Source organism: Citrobacter sp. Cb031 (assembly GCF_030336725.1).
Classification (GTDB): domain Bacteria; phylum Pseudomonadota; class Gammaproteobacteria; order Enterobacterales; family Enterobacteriaceae; genus Citrobacter; species Citrobacter braakii.
In genome coordinates this window covers 156,811-176,776 of the sequence record NZ_JAOWDA010000033.1, presented here as the reverse complement: position 1 = coordinate 176,776, position 19,966 = coordinate 156,811, and the positions used below count along the sequence as shown (strand labels likewise).

17 protein-coding genes are annotated in these 19,966 nt (G+C 54.2%); all 17 read left to right on the top strand.

What is annotated here, in order from left to right; genetic code table 11:
* Nucleotides 1-315 precede the first annotated feature (315 nt).
* Complete coding sequence (gene ilvI / locus OGV93_RS14535; protein ID WP_016151688.1) at nucleotides 316-2,040, top strand: acetolactate synthase 3 large subunit; 1,725 nt, start codon at nucleotides 316-318, stop codon at nucleotides 2,038-2,040.
* 2 nt (nucleotides 2,041-2,042) lie between these two features.
* A complete protein-coding gene (gene ilvN, locus OGV93_RS14530) occupies nucleotides 2,043-2,534 on the top strand; it encodes an acetolactate synthase small subunit (protein ID WP_003829566.1) in 492 nt (163 codons plus the stop codon).
* Nucleotides 2,535-2,709: 175 nt separating this feature from the next.
* A complete protein-coding gene (gene cra / locus OGV93_RS14525; protein WP_016151689.1) occupies nucleotides 2,710-3,714 on the top strand; it encodes a catabolite repressor/activator in 1,005 nt (334 codons plus the stop codon).
* Between the two features lie 613 nt (nucleotides 3,715-4,327).
* Nucleotides 4,328-4,786, top strand: a complete 459-nt coding sequence (gene mraZ / locus OGV93_RS14520) for a division/cell wall cluster transcriptional repressor MraZ (RefSeq protein WP_005124560.1) — start codon at nucleotides 4,328-4,330, stop codon at nucleotides 4,784-4,786.
* Nucleotide 4,787: 1 nt separating this feature from the next.
* Nucleotides 4,788-5,729: a 16S rRNA (cytosine(1402)-N(4))-methyltransferase RsmH gene (gene rsmH / locus OGV93_RS14515; RefSeq protein ID WP_016155687.1), complete on the top strand. Its 942-nt coding sequence runs from the start codon at nucleotides 4,788-4,790 to the stop codon at nucleotides 5,727-5,729.
* The gene (ftsL, locus tag OGV93_RS14510) at nucleotides 5,726-6,091 is read left to right on the top strand and encodes a cell division protein FtsL (protein ID WP_006686695.1); all 366 of its coding nucleotides are present in this window, start codon (nucleotides 5,726-5,728) and stop codon (nucleotides 6,089-6,091) included. The genes rsmH and ftsL overlap by 4 nt, the downstream gene beginning before the upstream one ends.
* Before the next feature lie 15 nt (nucleotides 6,092-6,106).
* Nucleotides 6,107-7,873: a peptidoglycan glycosyltransferase FtsI gene (gene ftsI, locus OGV93_RS14505; RefSeq protein ID WP_016151691.1), complete on the top strand. Its 1,767-nt coding sequence runs from the start codon at nucleotides 6,107-6,109 to the stop codon at nucleotides 7,871-7,873.
* The gene (gene murE, locus OGV93_RS14500) at nucleotides 7,860-9,347 is read left to right on the top strand and encodes a UDP-N-acetylmuramoyl-L-alanyl-D-glutamate--2,6-diaminopimelate ligase (RefSeq protein ID WP_287109635.1); all 1,488 of its coding nucleotides are present in this window, start codon (nucleotides 7,860-7,862) and stop codon (nucleotides 9,345-9,347) included. Before ftsI ends, murE begins: the two co-directional genes overlap by 14 nt.
* Nucleotides 9,344-10,702 carry a UDP-N-acetylmuramoyl-tripeptide--D-alanyl-D-alanine ligase gene (gene murF, locus OGV93_RS14495; protein WP_080859372.1) on the top strand — a complete coding sequence of 453 codons (1,359 nt, stop codon included), beginning with the start codon at nucleotides 9,344-9,346 and terminating at the stop codon, nucleotides 10,700-10,702. The genes murE and murF overlap by 4 nt, the downstream gene beginning before the upstream one ends.
* Nucleotides 10,696-11,778, top strand: coding sequence for a phospho-N-acetylmuramoyl-pentapeptide-transferase (gene mraY / locus OGV93_RS14490; protein ID WP_016151694.1), 1,083 nt, complete (start codon nucleotides 10,696-10,698; stop codon nucleotides 11,776-11,778). Before murF ends, mraY begins: the two co-directional genes overlap by 7 nt.
* 2 nt (nucleotides 11,779-11,780) lie before the next feature.
* Nucleotides 11,781-13,097 carry a UDP-N-acetylmuramoyl-L-alanine--D-glutamate ligase gene (gene murD / locus OGV93_RS14485; RefSeq protein WP_016151695.1) on the top strand — a complete coding sequence of 439 codons (1,317 nt, stop codon included), beginning with the start codon at nucleotides 11,781-11,783 and terminating at the stop codon, nucleotides 13,095-13,097.
* Nucleotides 13,097-14,341 carry a cell division protein FtsW gene (ftsW, locus tag OGV93_RS14480; protein ID WP_016151696.1) on the top strand — a complete coding sequence of 415 codons (1,245 nt, stop codon included), beginning with the start codon at nucleotides 13,097-13,099 and terminating at the stop codon, nucleotides 14,339-14,341. The genes murD and ftsW overlap by 1 nt, the downstream gene beginning before the upstream one ends.
* The gene (gene murG / locus OGV93_RS14475; protein ID WP_019078373.1) at nucleotides 14,338-15,405 is read left to right on the top strand and encodes an undecaprenyldiphospho-muramoylpentapeptide beta-N-acetylglucosaminyltransferase; all 1,068 of its coding nucleotides are present in this window, start codon (nucleotides 14,338-14,340) and stop codon (nucleotides 15,403-15,405) included. Before ftsW ends, murG begins: the two co-directional genes overlap by 4 nt.
* 51 nt (nucleotides 15,406-15,456) lie before the next feature.
* The gene (gene murC, locus OGV93_RS14470) at nucleotides 15,457-16,932 is read left to right on the top strand and encodes a UDP-N-acetylmuramate--L-alanine ligase (RefSeq protein WP_016151698.1); all 1,476 of its coding nucleotides are present in this window, start codon (nucleotides 15,457-15,459) and stop codon (nucleotides 16,930-16,932) included.
* A complete protein-coding gene (locus tag OGV93_RS14465; RefSeq protein ID WP_016151699.1) occupies nucleotides 16,925-17,845 on the top strand; it encodes a D-alanine--D-alanine ligase in 921 nt (306 codons plus the stop codon). Before murC ends, OGV93_RS14465 begins: the two co-directional genes overlap by 8 nt.
* A gap of 1 nt (nucleotide 17,846) precedes the next feature.
* Nucleotides 17,847-18,680, top strand: a complete 834-nt coding sequence (gene ftsQ / locus OGV93_RS14460) for a cell division protein FtsQ (protein WP_003018758.1) — start codon at nucleotides 17,847-17,849, stop codon at nucleotides 18,678-18,680.
* Complete coding sequence (gene ftsA, locus OGV93_RS14455; protein ID WP_003018755.1) at nucleotides 18,677-19,939, top strand: cell division protein FtsA; 1,263 nt, start codon at nucleotides 18,677-18,679, stop codon at nucleotides 19,937-19,939. The genes ftsQ and ftsA overlap by 4 nt, the downstream gene beginning before the upstream one ends.
* Nucleotides 19,940-19,966: the final 27 nt, after the last annotated feature.

Sequence of the window (19,966 nt, the reverse complement as noted above, 5' to 3'; positions counted from 1 at the left end):
CTGGCAGAATAAATCGGGGAATACATCTGGTTTATTCTGCTTTTATCTTTATATCTAAAATTTTGTGCTGAACTCGACTTTTTACGTATGTCCGAAAGTGTAAAAAAATAGACTAATTGCTGTAAGTCCCCCTTTTTAAGCGATTATTTATCATATCAATTGCTTATGCTGGTTTAATTCTCCATTTATTCAATTCTTACCTCCGTTTTATTCTTATTTACTCCAGTGCCACCCCTTCGGAGTCAATTGCCATGCGTCATCGTCAGCGGTTAATGTGTTGTTAAACCGTAATTCATTATAAGAGTGAGGCAAGCCATGGAGATGTTGTCTGGAGCCGAGATGGTCGTCCGATCGCTTATCGATCAGGGTGTGAAGCAGGTATTCGGTTATCCCGGGGGGGCCGTCCTCGATATTTATGATGCATTGCATACGGTCGGCGGTATTGATCATGTGTTAGTCCGTCATGAGCAAGCCGCGGTACATATGGCTGATGGCCTGGCGCGTGCCACGGGAGAAGTGGGCGTCGTTTTGGTCACTTCCGGACCAGGGGCAACCAATGCGATCACCGGGATTGCAACGGCATATATGGATTCCATTCCGCTGGTGATCCTCTCCGGCCAGGTCGCCACCTCCCTGATTGGCTACGATGCCTTTCAGGAGTGCGACATGGTGGGTATATCCCGCCCGGTGGTAAAACACAGTTTTCTGGTTAAACAAACGGAAGATATCCCGCAGGTGCTGAAAAAAGCCTTCTGGTTGGCGGCAAGCGGTCGTCCGGGGCCGGTGGTGGTGGATTTGCCGAAAGATATTCTGAATCCGGCGAAAAAACTGCCTTATAGCTGGCCGGAGTCGGTGAGTATGCGTTCGTATAACCCGACAACGACCGGGCACAAAGGACAGATAAAACGTGCTTTGCAGACGCTGGTCGCGGCGAAGAAACCGGTTGTCTATGTTGGTGGTGGCGCGGTGAATGCCGCCTGTCACGAACAACTGGGGCAAATTGCCGAAGCACTTAATCTGCCGGTTGTCTCCTCGCTGATGGGGTTAGGCGCGTTTCCGGCCACGCATCGCCAGGCGCTGGGAATGTTGGGCATGCATGGTACTTACGAAGCGAATATGACCATGCATCATTCTGATGTGATCTTTGCCGTCGGCGTTCGTTTTGACGATCGAACGACCAATAATCTGGCAAAATATTGCCCGAATGCGACCGTGCTGCATATTGACATCGATCCGACCTCTATTTCAAAAACCGTCACTGCGGATATTCCGATTGTGGGCGATGCTCGCCTGGTGCTGGATCAGATGCTTGAACTGCTGCCGCAGGAGAAATCGCAGCAGCCGCTGGATGATAACCGTGACTGGTGGCAACAGATCGAACACTGGCGCGCTCGTCAGTGCCTGAAATACGACACGCAAAGTGAAAGTATTAAACCGCAGGCGGTGATTGAAACCATCTGGCGTCTGACGAAAGGGGATGCATACGTGACCTCTGACGTTGGCCAGCATCAAATGTTTGCCGCACTTTACTATCCGTTCGATAAACCACGCCGCTGGATTAACTCAGGCGGCCTCGGCACCATGGGATTCGGTTTACCCGCGGCGTTAGGGGTGAAAATGGCGCTGCCGGATGAAACGGTGGTGTGCGTTACCGGGGATGGCAGCATTCAGATGAACATCCAGGAACTGTCGACGGCGCTGCAATATGAGCTACCGGTACTGGTGCTCAACCTTAACAACCGCTATCTCGGCATGGTCAAACAGTGGCAGGACATGATTTACTCCGGGCGTCACTCCCAGTCTTACATGCAGTCGCTACCCGATTTTGTGCGCCTTGCTGAAGCTTATGGGCATATCGGTATCCAGATTAATCATCCAGGCGAACTGGAGAGCAAGCTGGGCGAAGCGCTGGAACATGTGCGTAACCATCGCCTGGTGTTTGTTGATGTCACCGTCGACGGCAGTGAGCATGTCTACCCGATGCAGATTCGTGGGGGCGGGATGGACGAAATGTGGTTAAGTAAAACGGAGAGGACCTGATTATGCGCCGGATATTATCAGTATTGCTGGAAAACGAGTCGGGTGCATTGTCACGTGTGATTGGCCTCTTCGCCCAGCGCGGATACAACATTGAAAGCCTGACCGTCGCGCCGACTGACGACCCGACCTTATCGCGGATGACGATTCAAACGGTAGGGGATGAGAAAGTCCTGGAGCAGATCGAAAAGCAGCTACACAAACTGGTGGATGTTCTGCGCGTCAGCGAACTGGGGCAGGGCGCCCACGTTGAACGAGAAATCATGCTGGTGAAAATCCAGGCCAGCGGCTATGGCCGGGAAGAGGTGAAACGCAACACGGAGATATTCCGTGGGCAAATCATCGATGTTACGCCGTCGATCTACACCGTACAGCTGGCGGGCACCAGCGATAAGCTGGATGCGTTTCTGGCAACGCTACGGGAAGTCGCCAAAATCGTGGAAGTTGCACGTTCCGGTGTGGTGGGGCTTTCCCGCGGCGATAAAATTATGCGCTAACGCTTACCTGACCTACGCGAGATGCATTGGCTATCGGTTGCTTTTTTTTGCGAAATCAGCAGTAACCAGAGACAAAAGCGGTTGCCGCAGTCATTATTCTGCGCTTAGATGTTAAGAAGTTTAACCCATGCCATCTCAAAGGTTATGGTTTGTACATTTTACGCAAGGGGCAATTGTGAAACTGGATGAAATCGCTCGGTTGGCCGGCGTTTCGCGAACGACTGCAAGCTACGTTATTAACGGCAAAGCAAAGCAATACCGCGTAAGCGACAAAACGGTTGAAAAAGTCATGGCGGTGGTGCGTGAGCATAATTACCACCCGAATGCCGTGGCGGCCGGGCTGCGTGCTGGACGCACACGTTCTATCGGGCTGGTGATCCCGGATCTCGAAAACACGAGCTATACCCGGATCGCAAACTATCTGGAGCGCCAGGCGCGTCAGCGCGGGTATCAACTACTGATTGCCTGCTCTGAAGATCAGCCTGATAACGAAATGCGCTGTATTGAGCATCTTTTACAACGTCAGGTTGATGCCATTATCGTTTCGACTTCCTTGCCGCCTGAACATCCGTTTTATCAGCGCTGGGCGAACAGTTCATTCCCGATTGTGGCGCTGGATCGCGCGCTGGATCGTGAACATTTCACCAGCGTGGTGGGCGCAGACCAGGATGATGCGCAGATGCTGGCGGAGGAGTTACGTAAATTCCCTGCTGAAACCGTGCTCTATCTGGGGGCGCTTCCTGAATTGTCCGTCAGTTTCCTGCGCGAACAGGGTTTCCGTACCGCGTGGAAGGACGATCCGCGTGAAGTGCATTTTCTCTATGCCAACAGCTATGAGCGGGAGGCGGCCGCGCAGTTATTTGATAAATGGCTGGAAACGCATCCAATGCCTCAGGCGCTGTTTACCACGTCGTTTGCCCTGTTGCAGGGGGTGATGGATGTGACCCTGCGCCGCGACGGGCAGTTACCGTCTGATTTAGCGATTGCGACTTTTGGCGACCACGAGCTGCTCGACTTCCTGCAGTGCCCGGTACTGGCGGTGGCGCAGCGCCATCGAGATGTTGCGGAACGCGTGCTGGAGATTGTGTTGGCAAGCCTGGATGAGCCGCGTAAACCCAAACCAGGTTTAACGCGTATACGGCGTAATCTGTACCGTCGCGGTATTCTAAGCCGTAACTAAGTTGCCTCAATTGATGATGTCGGCGGATAAGCCTCTGACATCATCAATTATCCCGTTCTCGGAAATAACCGCATTATAATTAAGAATATTCTTTAGAATTATCTGAAATTGATTCTTCTATTATGCCGAATTAAAAATGCAACTATCCATTTTTGGGTAATTGAGACGTAACGATGCGTTACGGTTGTATTATTTTGTTACAAGCATGTAGGGATTTGCCGAATTAACAAACACTTTACTGGTGTGTTGCGACAATCTCGCCCTTATCTCGCTCCTGTGCGGCGTACAGACTGATTAACTGGTACTGTTATCTCGCTGCATATTGTCCTAAAATGCCGCTCGCGTCGCAAACTGACACTTTATATTTTTCTTTTGATGATATTCAGTTGTTTTAAACAATCATGAGTTGTTGGATTTTTTTCTTACAAATATTCATGACGTTAATTTGCTTCGTTTGCTGTACGGAATTTGTTCAACGCTGATATTAGCCGTAAACAATGGGTTTTTTGCTCCGCTAAGCGCCGTGACTTGCTTGACAAGGTTTTCCTCCGCTCCGTAAACTCCTTTAAGTGGGAATTTGTGGGATAAAGTGGTAATCGGGGGTGAGGCTGGCATGTTCCGGGGAGCAACGTTAGTTAATCTCGACAGTAAAGGGCGCTTATCTGTGCCTACCCGTTATCGGGATCAACTGCTCGAGAGCGCTACCGGTCAAATGGTTTGCACCATTGACATCCATCACCCGTGCCTGCTGCTGTACCCCCTGCCTGAATGGGAAATTATCGAGCAGAAGTTATCGCGTCTGTCGAGCATGAATCCAGTTGAGCGTCGCGTACAGCGCCTGTTGTTGGGTCATGCTAGCGAATGTCAGATGGATAGCGCTGGCCGATTATTGATAGCGCCCATTCTGCGGCAACACGCAGGGCTAACGAAAGAAGTGATGCTGGTTGGGCAGTTCAATAAGTTTGAGCTGTGGGATGAAACGACCTGGTATCAACAGGTCAAGGAAGATATCGACGCTGAGCAGTCTGTTACCGGCGCGCTGTCGGAACGATTGCAGGATTTGTCTCTATAAAATGATGGAAAATTATAAACATACAACGGTGTTGCTGGATGAAGCCGTAAACGGCCTGAATATTCGTCCAGACGGCATCTACATTGACGGGACATTTGGTCGCGGTGGTCACTCACGTCTGATCCTCTCGCAACTTGGCGAAGCGGGGCGTTTACTGGCCATCGATCGCGATCCGCAGGCGATTGCCGTTGCAAAGACGATTACCGATCCCCGTTTTTCCATCGTCCATGGTCCTTTTTCTGCGCTGGCTGATTATGTCGCCGAGCGCGGACTTACCGGTAAGATCGACGGGATTCTTCTCGATCTTGGGGTTTCTTCTCCACAGCTTGATGATGCTGAGCGCGGATTCTCATTTATGCGTGACGGTCCGTTAGATATGCGTATGGACCCTACACGCGGTCAGTCAGCGGCCGAATGGCTGCAAACCGCCGATGAAGCAGACATTGCCTGGGTGATTAAAACCTTTGGCGAAGAGCGCTTCGGCAAACGCATTGCTCGCGCCATCGTAGAGCGCAATCGCATCGAACCGATGACCCGCACTAAAGAGCTGGCGGAAGTGATTGCGGCGGCAATGCCGGTGAAAGACAAATTCAAACATCCCGCGACCCGTACCTTCCAGGCGGTGCGCATTTGGGTGAACAGTGAACTGGAGGAGATAGAGCAGGCGCTAAAAAGCTCGCTCAGCGTGCTGGCACCAGGTGGTCGCCTTTCGGTAATCAGTTTCCATTCGCTTGAAGATCGCATTGTGAAACGCTTTATGCGCGAACAAAGCCGTGGTCCTCAGGTTCCGGCTGGAATACCGATGACCGAAGCGCAGATCAAAAAGCTGGGCGGCCGTGAGTTAAGAGCACTAGGCAAGATGATGCCGGGTGAAGAAGAGGTAGCTGAAAATCCTCGTGCCCGTAGTTCAGTTCTGCGTATTGCAGAGAGGACGAACGCATGATCAGCAGAGTGACAGAAGCCCTCAGCAAAGTTAAAGGATCGATAGGAAGCAACGAGCGCCATGCCTTGCCTGGCGTGATCGGTGACGATCTTTTGCGGTATGGGAAGCTGCCACTCTGCCTGTTCATTTGCATTATTTTGACGGCGGTTACCGTCGTGACAACAGCACACCATACGCGGTTACTGACCGCGCAGCGTGAGCAGCTGGTTCTGGAGCGAGATGCGCTGGATATCGAATGGCGCAACTTGATCCTTGAGGAGAACGCGCTCGGCGACCATAGCCGTGTTGAACGGATCGCAACGGAAAAGCTGCAAATGCAGCATGTTGATCCCTCGCAAGAAAATATCGTTGTACAAAAATAAGGATAAACGCGACGCATGAAAGCAGCGGCAAAAACGCACAAGCCAAAACGCCAGGAAGAACAAGCCAACTTTATCAGTTGGCGTTTTGCGTTACTGTGCGGCTGTATTTTGCTGGCACTGGGTTTTCTGCTGGGGCGCGTTGCCTGGCTGCAAATCATCGCGCCAGACATGCTGGTGCGTCAGGGCGACATGCGCTCTCTGCGCGTACAGGAAGTGTCCACATCGCGCGGGATGATTACCGACCGTTCAGGTCGTCCGCTGGCGGTGAGCGTTCCGGTTAAGGCGATTTGGGCCGACCCCAAAGAGGTGCATGACGCAGGCGGCGTAAGCGTTGGTGAACGCTGGAGAGCGCTGTCGACCGCGCTGAATCTCCCGCTCGATCAACTGGCTTCCCGCATTAACGCCAACCCGAAAGGGCGCTTTATCTATCTGGCGCGTCAGGTAAACCCTGACATGGCTGACTACATCAAAAAACTGAAGCTGCCAGGCATTCACCTGCGCGAAGAATCCCGCCGTTACTATCCTTCCGGAGAAGTGACCGCTCACCTTATCGGCTTTACTAACGTCGACAGCCAGGGGATTGAAGGCGTTGAGAAGAGCTTCGACAAATGGCTCACCGGGCAACCGGGCGAACGTATTGTACGTAAAGACCGTTATGGCCGCGTCATTGAGGATATTTCCTCAACCGACAGCCAGGCGGCGCATAACCTTGCGCTAAGTATCGATGAGCGTTTACAGGCGCTGGTCTACCGCGAACTGAATAACGCCGTGGCGTTTAACAAGGCGGAGTCAGGCAGTGCGGTACTGGTGGATGTGAACACCGGTGAAGTGCTGGCGATGGCCAACAGCCCGTCCTACAACCCGAACAATCTCACCGGTACGCCGAAGGATGCGATGCGTAACCGTACGATTACCGACGTGTTTGAACCGGGTTCCACTGTCAAACCGATGGTGGTGATGACGGCGCTGCAGCGTGGCGTGGTTCGCGAAAATACCGTACTTAACACTATCCCTTACCGAATTAATGGCCACGAAATTAAAGACGTGGCGCGTTATAGCGAATTGACCCTCACCGGGGTTTTGCAGAAGTCGAGTAACGTCGGTGTTTCCAAGCTGGCGTTAGCGATGCCGTCCTCAGCGTTAGTAGACACTTACTCACGTTTTGGGCTGGGAAAAGCGACCAATTTGGGGTTGGTCGGAGAACGCAGTGGCTTATATCCTCAAAAACAACGGTGGTCTGACATAGAGAGGGCCACCTTCTCTTTCGGCTATGGGCTAATGGTAACGCCGTTACAGTTAGCGCGAGTCTATGCAACGATCGGCAGCTATGGCGTTTATCGGCCACTGTCGATCACCAAGGTTGACCCTCCTGTTCCGGGCGAGCGTATCTTCCCGGAATCAACCGTGCGTACCGTAGTGCACATGATGGAAAGCGTGGCGCTGCCCGGCGGCGGCGGCGTGAAGGCGGCGATTAAAGGCTATCGTATCGCCATTAAAACCGGTACGGCGAAGAAAGTAGGGCCGGATGGCCGCTACATCAACAAATACATTGCTTATACCGCAGGCGTTGCGCCTGCGAGTCAGCCGCGCTTCGCGCTGGTTGTTGTTATCAACGATCCGCAGGCGGGTAAATACTACGGTGGCGCCGTTTCCGCGCCGGTCTTTGGTGCCATCATGGGCGGCGTACTGCGCACCATGAACATCGAGCCGGATGCGCTGACAACGGGCGATAAAAATGAATTTGTGAATAATCAAGGCGAGGCAACAGGTGGCAGATCGTAATTTGCGCGACCTTCTTGCTCCATGGGTGCCGGGTGCACCGGAGCGAGCACTGCGGGAGATGACGCTCGACAGCCGTATGGCTGCATCGGGCGATCTCTTTGTCGCAGTATTGGGTCATCAGGCGGACGGGCGTCGGTATATCCCGCAGGCGATAGCGCAAGGTGTGGCTGCCATTATTGCAGAAGCAAAAGATGAAGCTACTGACGGTGAAATCCGTGAAATGCACGGCGTTCCAGTTATCTATCTCAGTCAGCTTAACGAACGTTTATCTGCACTGGCGGGCCGCTTTTACCACGAGCCTTCTGAAAAAATGCGACTGGTCGGCGTGACCGGGACCAACGGTAAAACCACCACCACCCAATTGCTGGCACAGTGGAGCCAACTGCTTGGTGAAACCAGCGCGGTGATGGGAACAGTCGGCAATGGCCTGCTGGGCAAAGTGATCCCGACGGAAAATACCACCGGTTCAGCCGTAGATGTCCAGCATGTGCTGGCAGGGCTGGTTGCACAAGGCGCAACGGTTGGCGCGATGGAAGTGTCTTCACACGGTCTGGTTCAGCATCGCGTGGCGGCGCTGAAGTTTGCCGCATCAGTATTTACTAACTTAAGTCGTGACCATCTTGATTACCACGGCGACATGGAACATTACGAAGCCGCAAAATGGCTGCTGTATTCCACGCACCATTGCGGCCAGGCCATCGTTAATGCGGATGATGAAGTCGGTCGTCGCTGGTTGGCCAAACTTCCGGATGCGGTTGCCGTATCGATGGAAGACCACATCAACCCGAACTGTCACGGTCGTTGGTTAAAGGCGATTGACGTGAATTATCACGACAGCGGGGCAACGATTCGTTTTACCTCCTCATGGGGTGACGGCAAAATTGAAAGTCGCCTGATGGGCGCGTTTAACGTCAGCAATCTGCTGTTGGCGCTGGCAACGCTGCTGGCGTTGGGATATCCGTTAGCTGATTTACTGAAAACGGCGACACAATTACAGCCGGTTTGTGGGCGCATGGAAGTGTTCAGCGCGCCGGGTAAAACCACCGTTGTGGTTGATTATGCCCATACGCCAGATGCGCTGGAAAAAGCGCTGCAGGCGGCACGTCTGCACTGTACTGGCAAACTGTGGTGCGTCTTTGGCTGCGGCGGCGATCGCGACAAAGGCAAACGTCCGTTGATGGGCGCGATTGCCGAGCAGTTTGCTGATGTTGTCGTGGTGACCGATGACAACCCGCGTACCGAAGAGCCGCGCGCCATTATTAACGACATTCTGGCGGGTATGCTGGATGCCGGACAGGCGAAAGTGATGGAAGGTCGCGCAGAGGCTGTGACAAACGCCATTATGCAGGCGAAAGAAAACGACGTGGTGCTGGTGGCCGGGAAAGGTCACGAAGACTACCAGATCGTTGGCTCGCAGCGCCTCGACTATTCTGACCGCGTTACGGCAGCGCGTCTGCTGGGAGTAATCGCATGATTAGCGTAACGCTCAGCCAACTGGCGGAGATCCTCCGTGGCGAACTGAAAGGAGCCGATCTGACTCTTGATGCGGTGACAACCGATACGCGTAAAGTTACGCCGGGCTGCCTGTTTGTCGCGCTGAAAGGCGAACGCTTTGATGCCCACGATTTCGCAGACAAGGCGCAAGAGAGCGGGGCGGGTGCGCTGCTGGTCAGCCGTCCGTTGGACACCAACCTGCCGCAGCTGATTGTTAAAGATACACGTCTGGCGTTTGGTGAACTGGCGGCATGGGTACGCGCTCAGGTTCCGGCGCGCGTTGTCGCGCTGACCGGCTCTTCCGGTAAAACGTCTGTCAAAGAGATGACCGCATCCATTCTGAGTCAGTGTGGCAACACCTTATATACCGCGGGCAACCTGAATAACGACATCGGCGTACCGATGACGCTGTTGCGCTTAAACAACGATTACGACTATGCCGTGATTGAGCTTGGCGCTAATCATCAGGGCGAAATCGCCTGGACCGTTGGCCTGACGCGTCCGGAAGCGGCGCTGGTGAACAACCTGGCAGCCGCGCATCTGGAAGGCTTTGGTTCACTGGCGGGTGTTGCGAAGGCAAAAGGTGAGATTTTTACCGGCCTGCCAGCGAACGGAATCGCCATTATGAATGCCGACAATAACGACTGGCTGAACTGGCAGAGCATTATCGGCGATCGCAAAGTCTGGCGCTTCTCCCCGAATGCGGCCAACAGCGACTTTTCGGCGGCCAATGTTCATGTGACTTCACACGGCACAGAGTTTTCTCTGCAAACGCCAACCGGAAGCATTGATGTTCTGCTGCCGCTGCCGGGTCGTCACAACATTGCTAACGCCCTGGCGGCGGCTGCGCTCTCTATGGCGGTAGGCGCGACGCACGAAGCGATTAAAGCGGGTCTGAAGGAGCTGCAAGCGGTACCGGGGCGTCTGTTCCCGATTCAACTGGCAGAAAATCAGCTACTGCTGGATGACTCCTATAACGCAAATGTCGGGTCAATGACCGCAGCGGTAAACGTGCTGTCCGAGATGCCGGGCTACCGCGTGCTGGTCGTTGGCGATATGGCAGAGCTTGGCGCGGAAAGCGAAGCATGCCACGTGCAGGTGGGTGACGCTGCGAAGGCTGCAGGTATCGACCGTGTGCTGAGTACAGGGAAACTGAGTCAGGCAATTAGCCATGCCAGCGGTGCGGGTGAGCATTTTGCGGATAAAACCGCGTTGACCGCGCATCTTAAGGCGCTGATTGCAGAACATCAGATTATGACGATTTTAGTGAAGGGTTCACGTAGTGCCGCCATGGAAGAGGTAGTACGCGCATTACAGGAGAATGGGACATGTTAGTTTGGCTGGCCGAACATTTGGTCAAATATTATTCCGGCTTTAACGTCTTTTCCTATCTGACGTTTCGCGCCATCGTCAGCCTGCTGACCGCGCTGTTCATCTCTTTGTGGATGGGCCCGCGCATGATCGCCCGCTTGCAAAAAATGTCCTTTGGACAGGTCGTGCGTAACGACGGTCCGGAATCACACTTCAGTAAACGCGGTACGCCGACCATGGGCGGGATTATGATCCTCACCGCGATTGTTATCTCCGTACTGCTGTGGGCATACCCGTCGAACCCGTACGTATGGTGCGTGCTGGTGGTATTGGTCGGTTACGGCATTATCGGTTTTGTCGATGACTACCGCAAAGTGGTACGCAAAGACACCAAGGGCCTGATCGCGCGCTGGAAATACTTCTGGATGTCGGTGATTGCGCTGGGCGTGGCCTTTGCCCTGTATCTGGCTGGTAAAGATACCCCGGCCACTGAGCTGGTGGTGCCGTTCTTTAAAGACGTGATGCCGCAGTTGGGGCTGTTCTACGTGCTGCTGGCGTACTTCGTGATTGTGGGTACTGGCAACGCGGTCAACCTCACCGATGGTCTGGATGGTCTGGCGATTATGCCGACCGTGTTTGTGGCCGCAGGTTTTGCGTTGGTAGCGTGGGCGACCGGTAACATGAACTTCGCCAACTATCTGCATATTCCCTATTTACGTCATGCCGGCGAATTGGTGATCGTCTGTACGGCAATTGTCGGTGCGGGGTTAGGCTTCTTGTGGTTTAACACCTATCCGGCGCAGGTCTTTATGGGCGACGTCGGATCGCTGGCGCTGGGCGGCGCGCTGGGCATTATTGCCGTGCTCCTGCGTCAGGAGTTCCTGCTGGTGATCATGGGCGGTGTATTCGTCGTAGAAACACTGTCGGTCATTTTGCAGGTTGGCTCCTTTAAGCTGCGCGGACAGCGCATCTTCCGTATGGCGCCGATCCACCATCACTATGAACTGAAAGGCTGGCCGGAACCGCGCGTAATTGTACGCTTCTGGATTATTTCGCTGATGCTGGTGCTGATTGGCCTGGCAACGCTGAAGGTACGTTAATCATGGCTGATTACCAGGGTAAAAAAGTCGTCATTATCGGTCTGGGTTTGACCGGGCTGTCCTGCGTGGATTTCTTCCTGGCGCGTGGCGTGACGCCGCGCGTAATGGATACCCGCGCGACGCCGCCGGGCCTGGACAAATTACCGGAAGCGGTTGAGCGTCATGTTGGCAGCCTGAATGATGACTGGCTGCTGGCCGCTGATCTTATTGTCGCCAGCCCTGGTATTGCCCTGGCGCATCCTTCGTTGAGCGCTGCCGCCGATGCGGGAATTGAAATTGTCGGCGACATTGAGCTGTTCTGTCGCGAAGCACAGGCACCGATCGTCGCGATCACCGGTTCCAACGGGAAAAGCACAGTCACTACGCTGGTAGGTGAGATGGCGAAAGCGGCCGGTGTGAACGTGGGGGTTGGCGGTAATATTGGCCTGCCCGCGCTGATGCTGCTGGATGACGAACGTGAGCTGTATGTTCTGGAACTGTCGAGCTTCCAACTGGAAACGACCTCCAGCTTACAAGCCGTAGCCGCTACCATTTTGAACGTCACCGAAGACCATATGGACAGATATCCGTTTGGCTTGCAGCAGTACCGTGCGGCCAAACTGCGCGTCTATGAAAACGCGAAAGTGTGTGTGGTCAACGCTGATGATGCGCTGACCATGCCGGTCCGCGGGGCGGATGAGCGTTGCGTGAGCTTTGGCATCAACATGGGTGACTATCACCTGAACCGTCAGCAGGGCGAAACCTGGCTGCGAGTGAAGGGTGAAAAAGTCCTTAACGTGAAAGAGATGACGCTTTCCGGTCAGCATAACTATACCAACGCCCTGGCTGCGCTGGCGCTGGCTGATGCCGCAGGTCTGCCGCGGGCGTCGAGCCTTAAAGCGCTGACCACGTTTACCGGTCTGGCGCATCGTTTCCAGACTGTGCTTGAGCACAACGGCGTGCGCTGGATTAACGATTCTAAAGCCACCAACGTCGGCAGCACTGAAGCCGCGCTGAATGGCCTGCACGTTGACGGTACGTTGCACCTGTTGCTGGGGGGAGACGGGAAATCCGCTGACTTTACGCCGCTGCAACGATACCTGACCGGCGACAACATTCGTCTGTATTGCTTTGGTCGCGATGGCGCGCAGCTTGCCGCTCTGCGACCTGACGTTACGGAACAAACTGAAACCATGGAGCAGGCAATGCGTCTGCTCGCACCGCGCGTGAAGTCGGGCGATATGGTGCTGCTGTCGCCCGCCTGCGCCAGCCTCGACCAGTTCAAGAACTTTGAGCAACGTGGTGACGTCTTTACCCGCCTGGCGAAGGAGTTGGGTTGATGCGCTTATCTCTCCCTCGTCTGAGAATGCCGCGCTTACCGGGACTGGGTATCCTGGCGTGGGTCTTCGCGGCACTTAAAGGCTGGGTGATGGCTTCGCGTGATAAAGACGCGGACAGCCTGATCATGTATGACCGCATGCTGCTGTGGTTGACCTTTGGTCTGGCAGCGATCGGTTTTGTGATGGTGACATCGGCATCGATGCCCGTTGGACAACGTCTGGCGGGCGATCCTTTCCTGTTTGCTAAGCGTGATGCACTGTACATCTTCCTCGCCTTCTGCCTGGCGATGGTGACGCTGCGTCTGCCGATGGAGTTCTGGCAAAAGTACAGTACGACGATGCTGATAGCCTCGATCATCATGCTGCTGATTGTGCTGGTGGTGGGTAGCTCCGTTAACGGGGCGTCGCGCTGGATTGCGCTGGGGCCGCTGCGTATTCAGCCTGCGGAATTTACCAAGCTGTCGCTGTTCTGTTACCTCGCCAACTACCTGGTGCGTAAAGTTGATGAAGTGCGTAACAACTTGCGCGGTTTCTTAAAACCGATGGGCGTAATTCTGGTGCTGGCTATTTTACTGCTGGCACAGCCTGACCTTGGTACGGTGGTGGTGCTGTTCGTCACTACCCTGGCGATGCTGTTTCTCGCCGGAGCGAAACTGTGGCAGTTCATCGCCATCATCGGCATGGGGATTTCGGCGGTCGTGCTGCTGATCCTTGCCGAACCGTATCGTATTCGCCGCGTAACCTCCTTCTGGAACCCATGGGAAGATCCGTTCGGCAGTGGCTACCAGCTGACGCAATCCCTGATGGCCTTTGGTCGCGGTGAGGTTTGGGGGCAGGGCTTAGGTAATTCAGTCCAAAAACTGGAGTATTTACCAGAAGCGCACACCGACTTCATCTTCGCCATCATTGGGGAAGAGCTGGGTTATATCGGTGTGGTATTGGCACTTTTAATGGTATTCTTCGTCGCTTTTCGCGCGATGTCGATTGGCCGTAAGGCGTTGGAAATTGACCACCGTTTTTCAGGCTTTTTAGCCTGCTCAATCGGGATCTGGTTTAGCTTCCAGGCACTGGTAAACGTCGGTGCGGCGGCGGGTATGCTGCCAACCAAAGGTCTGACGCTGCCGCTGATCAGTTATGGTGGTTCAAGTTTGTTGATTATGTCGACGGCCATCATGTTTTTGTTACGTATTGATTATGAAACGCGTCTGGAAAAAGCCCAGGCGTTTACACGAGGTGCACGATGAGTGGTCAACCGAAGCGGTTAATGGTGATGGCAGGCGGTACCGGCGGGCATGTGTTCCCGGGGCTGGCGGTCGCGCACCATTTAATGGCCCAGGGCTGGCAGGTTCGTTGGCTGGGCACCGCCGATCGTATGGAAGCGGACTTAGTGCCGAAACACGGCATTGAAATTGACTTTATTCGTATCTCCGGTTTGCGTGGTAAAGGCGTCAATGCGCTGCTTGCCGCACCTGTGCGTATTTTTAATGCCTGGCGTCAGGCGCGCGCCATCATGAAGCAGTTTAAACCCGATGTGGTGCTGGGTATGGGCGGCTACGTGTCTGGCCCTGGCGGTCTGGCGGCCTGGTCATTAGGTATTCCGGTTGTACTGCATGAGCAGAACGGCATTGCGGGATTAACTAACAAATGGCTGGCGAAGATTGCTACTACGGTGATGCAGGCTTTTCCTGGCGCTTTCCCGAATGCGGAAGTGGTGGGCAACCCGGTGCGCACTGACGTGCTGGCGCTGCCGTTGCCAAAAGTGCGTCTGGCCGGGCGTGAAGGTCCGGTTCGTGTATTGGTCGTCGGGGGATCTCAGGGCGCACGCGTACTGAACCAGACGATGCCGCAGGTTGCCGCAAAGCTTGGCGGCGCGGTGACTATCTGGCATCAGAGCGGCAAAGGCGCGCAGCAGACCGTTGAACAGGCGTATGCCGACGCGGGACAACCGCAGCACAAGGTCACTGAGTTTATTGATGATATGGCAGCGGCCTACGCGTGGGCTGATGTCGTGGTTTGTCGCTCAGGCGCGCTGACGGTGAGCGAAATTGCCGCCGCAGGTTTGCCTGCGCTGTTTGTGCCGTTCCAGCACAAAGACAGACAGCAGTATTGGAATGCGCTGCCGCTGGAGAAAGCGGGCGCCGCCAAAATTCTGGAGCAGCCGCAGTTTACTGTGGATGCCGTCGCCAGCACCCTTGCCGGGTGGTCGCGAGAAACGTTATTAACCATGGCAGAACGTGCGCGCGCCGCATCCATACCGGATGCCACAGAGCGCGTTGCAAATGAAGTGAGCCGGGCTGCCCGGGCGTAATTGTGGTGATGCCTTTTGCATCGCATGAACTAAGAAGTTAATGGCTAAAGAATGAATACACAACAACTGGCAAAACTGCGTTCCATCGTGCCCGAAATGCGTCGCGTTCGGCACATTCACTTTGTCGGCATCGGTGGTGCTGGTATGGGCGGTATTGCCGAAGTTTTGGCCAATGAAGGTTATCAGATCAGCGGTTCTGACTTAGCGCCGAATCCTGTGACGCAGCAGTTGACGAATCTGGGTGCCACGATTTTCTTCAACCATCGCCCGGAAAACGTGCGCGATGCGAGCGTGGTGGTGGTATCCAGCGCTATTTCTGCGGATAACCCGGAAATTGTTGCAGCGCATGAAGCACGTATTCCGGTGATTCGTCGTGCTGAAATGCTGGCGGAGTTAATGCGTTTTCGTCACGGTATCGCTATTGCCGGGACGCACGGTAAAACCACGACCACGGCAATGGTCTCCAGCATCTACGCAGAAGCGGGTCTGGATCCCACTTTTGTCAACGGCGGTCTGGTGAAGGCCGCAGGCGTGCATGCACGCCTGGGTCATAGCCGTTATTTGATTGCCGAAGCAGACGAGAGCGACGCGTCGTTCCTGCATTTGCAGCCGATGGTGGCGATTGTCACCAATATCGAAGCTGACCACATGGATACCTACCATGGCGACTTCGAAAATTTAAAGCAGACGTTTATTAATTTCCTGCATAACTTGCCGTTTTATGGCCGTGCGGTGATGTGCGTTGACGATCCGGTGATCCGCGAACTGTTACCGCGAGTTGGCCGTCAAACCACAACCTATGGTTTCAGTGATGATGCCGATGTGCGCGTTGAAGATTACCAGCAGATTGGTCCACAAGGGCACTTCACGCTGGTGCGTCAGGGGATGGCCGATTTACGTGTTACGTTAAACGCGCCGGGTCGTCACAATGCACTGAACGCGGCGGCGGCAGTGGCGGTCGCGACGGAAGAAGGTATTGAAGACGACGCTATTCTGCGCGCGCTGGAAAGTTTCCAGGGTACCGGACGTCGTTTTGACTTCCTCGGCGAATTCCCGCTTGAGCCGGTGAACGGTAAAGCCGGGACCGCGATGCTGGTTGATGATTATGGCCACCACCCAACGGAAGTGGACGCTACGATTAAAGCCGCGCGCGCGGGGTGGCCGGACAAAAACCTGGTGATGCTGTTCCAGCCGCACCGGTTTACGCGTACTCGCGATCTGTACGACGACTTTGCCAACGTGCTGACCCAGGTCGATGCGCTGTTGATGCTGGATGTGTATGCCGCGGGCGAAGCTGCGATTCCGGGTGCCGACAGCCGCTCGTTGTGCCGTACGATTCGTGGCCGCGGTAAGATCGATCCGATTCTGGTATCCGACCCGGCCCAGGTGGCAGAAATGCTGGCACCCGTATTAACCGGCAACGATCTGATTTTGGTGCAGGGCGCTGGAAATATCGGCAAAATCGCGCGTTCCTTAGCTGAAATCAAACTGAAGCCGCAAAACCCGGAGGAAGAACAACATGGCTGATAAAATCGCGGTCCTGTTAGGGGGAACCTCCGCTGAGCGTGAAGTATCGCTGAATTCAGGCGCGGCCGTATTGGCAGGGTTACGCGAAGGTGGTGTAGATGCCCATCCGGTTGACCCTAAAGAGGTCGATGTCACTCTTCTGAAATCTATGGGGTTTCAGAAGGTGTTTATTGCGCTGCATGGTCGTGGCGGTGAAGATGGCACATTGCAGGGCATGCTGGAGCTGATTGGCCTGCCGTATACCGGCAGCGGCGTCATGGCTTCCGCGATTTCCATGGACAAACTGCGCAGCAAGCTGCTGTGGCAGGGCGCAGGTTTACCCGTCGCCCCATGGGTTGCGCTGACCCGCGCTGAGTTCGAAAAAGGTCTTAGCGATGAAGCAGTTACAAAAATTTCTGCGTTAGGCTTGCCGCTGATTGTAAAGCCAAGCCGTGAAGGTTCCAGCGTAGGGATGTCAAAAGTTGAAGAAGAAAATGCTTTGCAGGGTGCATTAGCATTGGCTTTTCAGCATGATGAAGAAGTACTGATTGAAAAATGGCTCAGTGGCCCGGAATTTACAGTTGCGATACTTGGCGAAGAAATTTTACCGTCAATACGTATCCAACCCGCGGGAACCTTCTATGATTATGAGGCGAAGTATCTCTCTGATGAGACACAATATTTCTGCCCTGCTGGTCTGGAAGTCGAACAAGAAGCCTTTTTACAGGAATTAGTCCTGAAAGCGTGGACTGCATTGGGCTGTAAAGGTTGGGGTCGCATTGACGTCATGCTTGACAGCGATGGCCAGTTTTATCTGCTGGAAGCGAATACCTCTCCGGGTATGACCAGCCACAGTCTGGTGCCGATGGCGGCGCGTCAGGCGGGCCTGAGCTTCTCGCAGTTGGTGGTAAGAATTCTGGAGTTGGCGGACTGATATGTCGCAGGCTGCGCTGAACACGCGAAACGGTGATGAAGAAGAAGTAAACTCCTCACGCCGCAATAATGGAACGCGTCTTGCAGGAATACTGTTCCTGCTGACAGTGCTGTGCACCGTGTTTGTCAGCGGCTGGGTAGTGTTGGGATGGATGGAAGATGCGCAGCGCCTGCCATTGTCAAAACTGGTGTTAACCGGTGAACGGCATTACACGCGCAATGATGATATCCGTCAGTCCATCCTGGCGCTGGGCGCTCCGGGAACATTTATGACTCAGGATGTGAACATCATCCAGAGCCAGATTGAACGCCTCCCCTGGATCAAACAGGCGAGCGTCAGAAAGCAATGGCCTGATGAATTGAAGATTCATCTGGTTGAATATGTGCCAATAGCGCGTTGGAATGACCAACATATGGTGGATGCTGAAGGAAATACCTTCAGTGTCCCAACCGGTCGGGCTAATAAGCAGGTATTACCTATGTTGTACGGACCGGAAGGCAGCGCAAGTGAAGTGCTGCAAGGGTTCCGCGATATGGGGCAGGTGCTGGCTAAGGACAGATTCACCCTGAAGGAAGCGGCAATGACCGCTCGTCGTTCCTGGCAGTTGACGCTGAATAACGATATTAAGCTGAATCTGGGCAGGGGCGATACGATAAAACGTTTGGCTCGCTTTGTGGAACTCTACCCGGTTTTACAGCAGCAGGCGCAAACCGATGGCAAACGGATTAGCTACGTTGATTTGCGTTATGACTCAGGAGCGGCAGTAGGCTGGGTTCCCTTGCCTCCTGAGGAATCTAATCAGCAACAGAATCAGGCACAGGCAGAACAACAATGATCAAGGCGACGGACAGAAAACTGGTAGTTGGACTGGAGATTGGCACCGCGAAGGTAGCCGCTTTAGTAGGGGAAGTTCTGCCCGACGGTATGGTCAATATCATTGGCGTGGGCAGTTGCCCATCGCGAGGTATGGATAAAGGCGGGGTGAATGACCTTGAGTCAGTGGTGAAGTGCGTACAGCGCGCCATTGACCAGGCTGAACTGATGGCAGATTGCCAGATCTCTTCAGTGTATCTGGCGCTTTCCGGTAAACATATTAGCTGTCAGAATGAAATTGGTATGGTGCCCATTTCCGAAGAGGAAGTGACGCAGGAAGATGTGGAAAACGTGGTACATACGGCAAAATCCGTACGCGTTCGCGATGAACATCGTGTTCTGCACGTCATCCCGCAGGAATACGCCATCGACTACCAGGAAGGTATCAAAAATCCGGTCGGTCTTTCCGGTGTGCGTATGCAGGCAAAAGTCCACCTTATTACCTGCCACAACGACATGGCGAAGAATATTGTCAAAGCCGTTGAACGTTGTGGTCTGAAAGTTGACCAACTGATTTTTGCCGGGTTGGCAGCCAGTTATTCCGTATTGACGGAAGATGAACGTGAACTGGGTGTCTGCGTGGTGGATATTGGTGGTGGTACAATGGACATCGCCGTTTATACTGGCGGGGCGTTGCGCCACACTAAAGTTATCCCTTATGCAGGGAATGTCGTGACCAGCGATATCGCGTATGCCTTTGGTACGCCGCCGAGCGATGCTGAAGCCATCAAAGTGCGTCATGGCTGCGCACTGGGTTCCATCGTGGGTAAAGACGAGAGCGTTGAAGTGCCAAGCGTTGGTGGTCGTCCGCCGCGTAGCCTGCAACGTCAGACTCTGGCAGAGGTCATTGAGCCGCGTTATACCGAGCTGCTCAACCTGGTAAACGAAGAAATTTTGCAATTACAAGAACAGCTTCGCCAACAGGGTGTGAAACATCATCTGGCGGCGGGGATTGTGTTAACCGGCGGTGCTGCGCAAATTGAAGGTCTTGCGGCCTGCGCACAGCGCGTGTTCCATACACAAGTACGTATTGGCGCACCGCTGAATATTACCGGTCTGACGGATTATGCCCAGGAGCCGTATTATTCAACGGCGGTGGGGCTGCTGCACTACGGGAAAGAATCCCATTTAAGTGGTGAGGCTGAAGTGGAAAAGCGCGTAACTGCCTCGGTCGGATCGTGGATCAAGCGACTGAATAGCTGGTTACGTAAAGAGTTTTAATTTTTAAAGAGACCGACGCAAATTAAC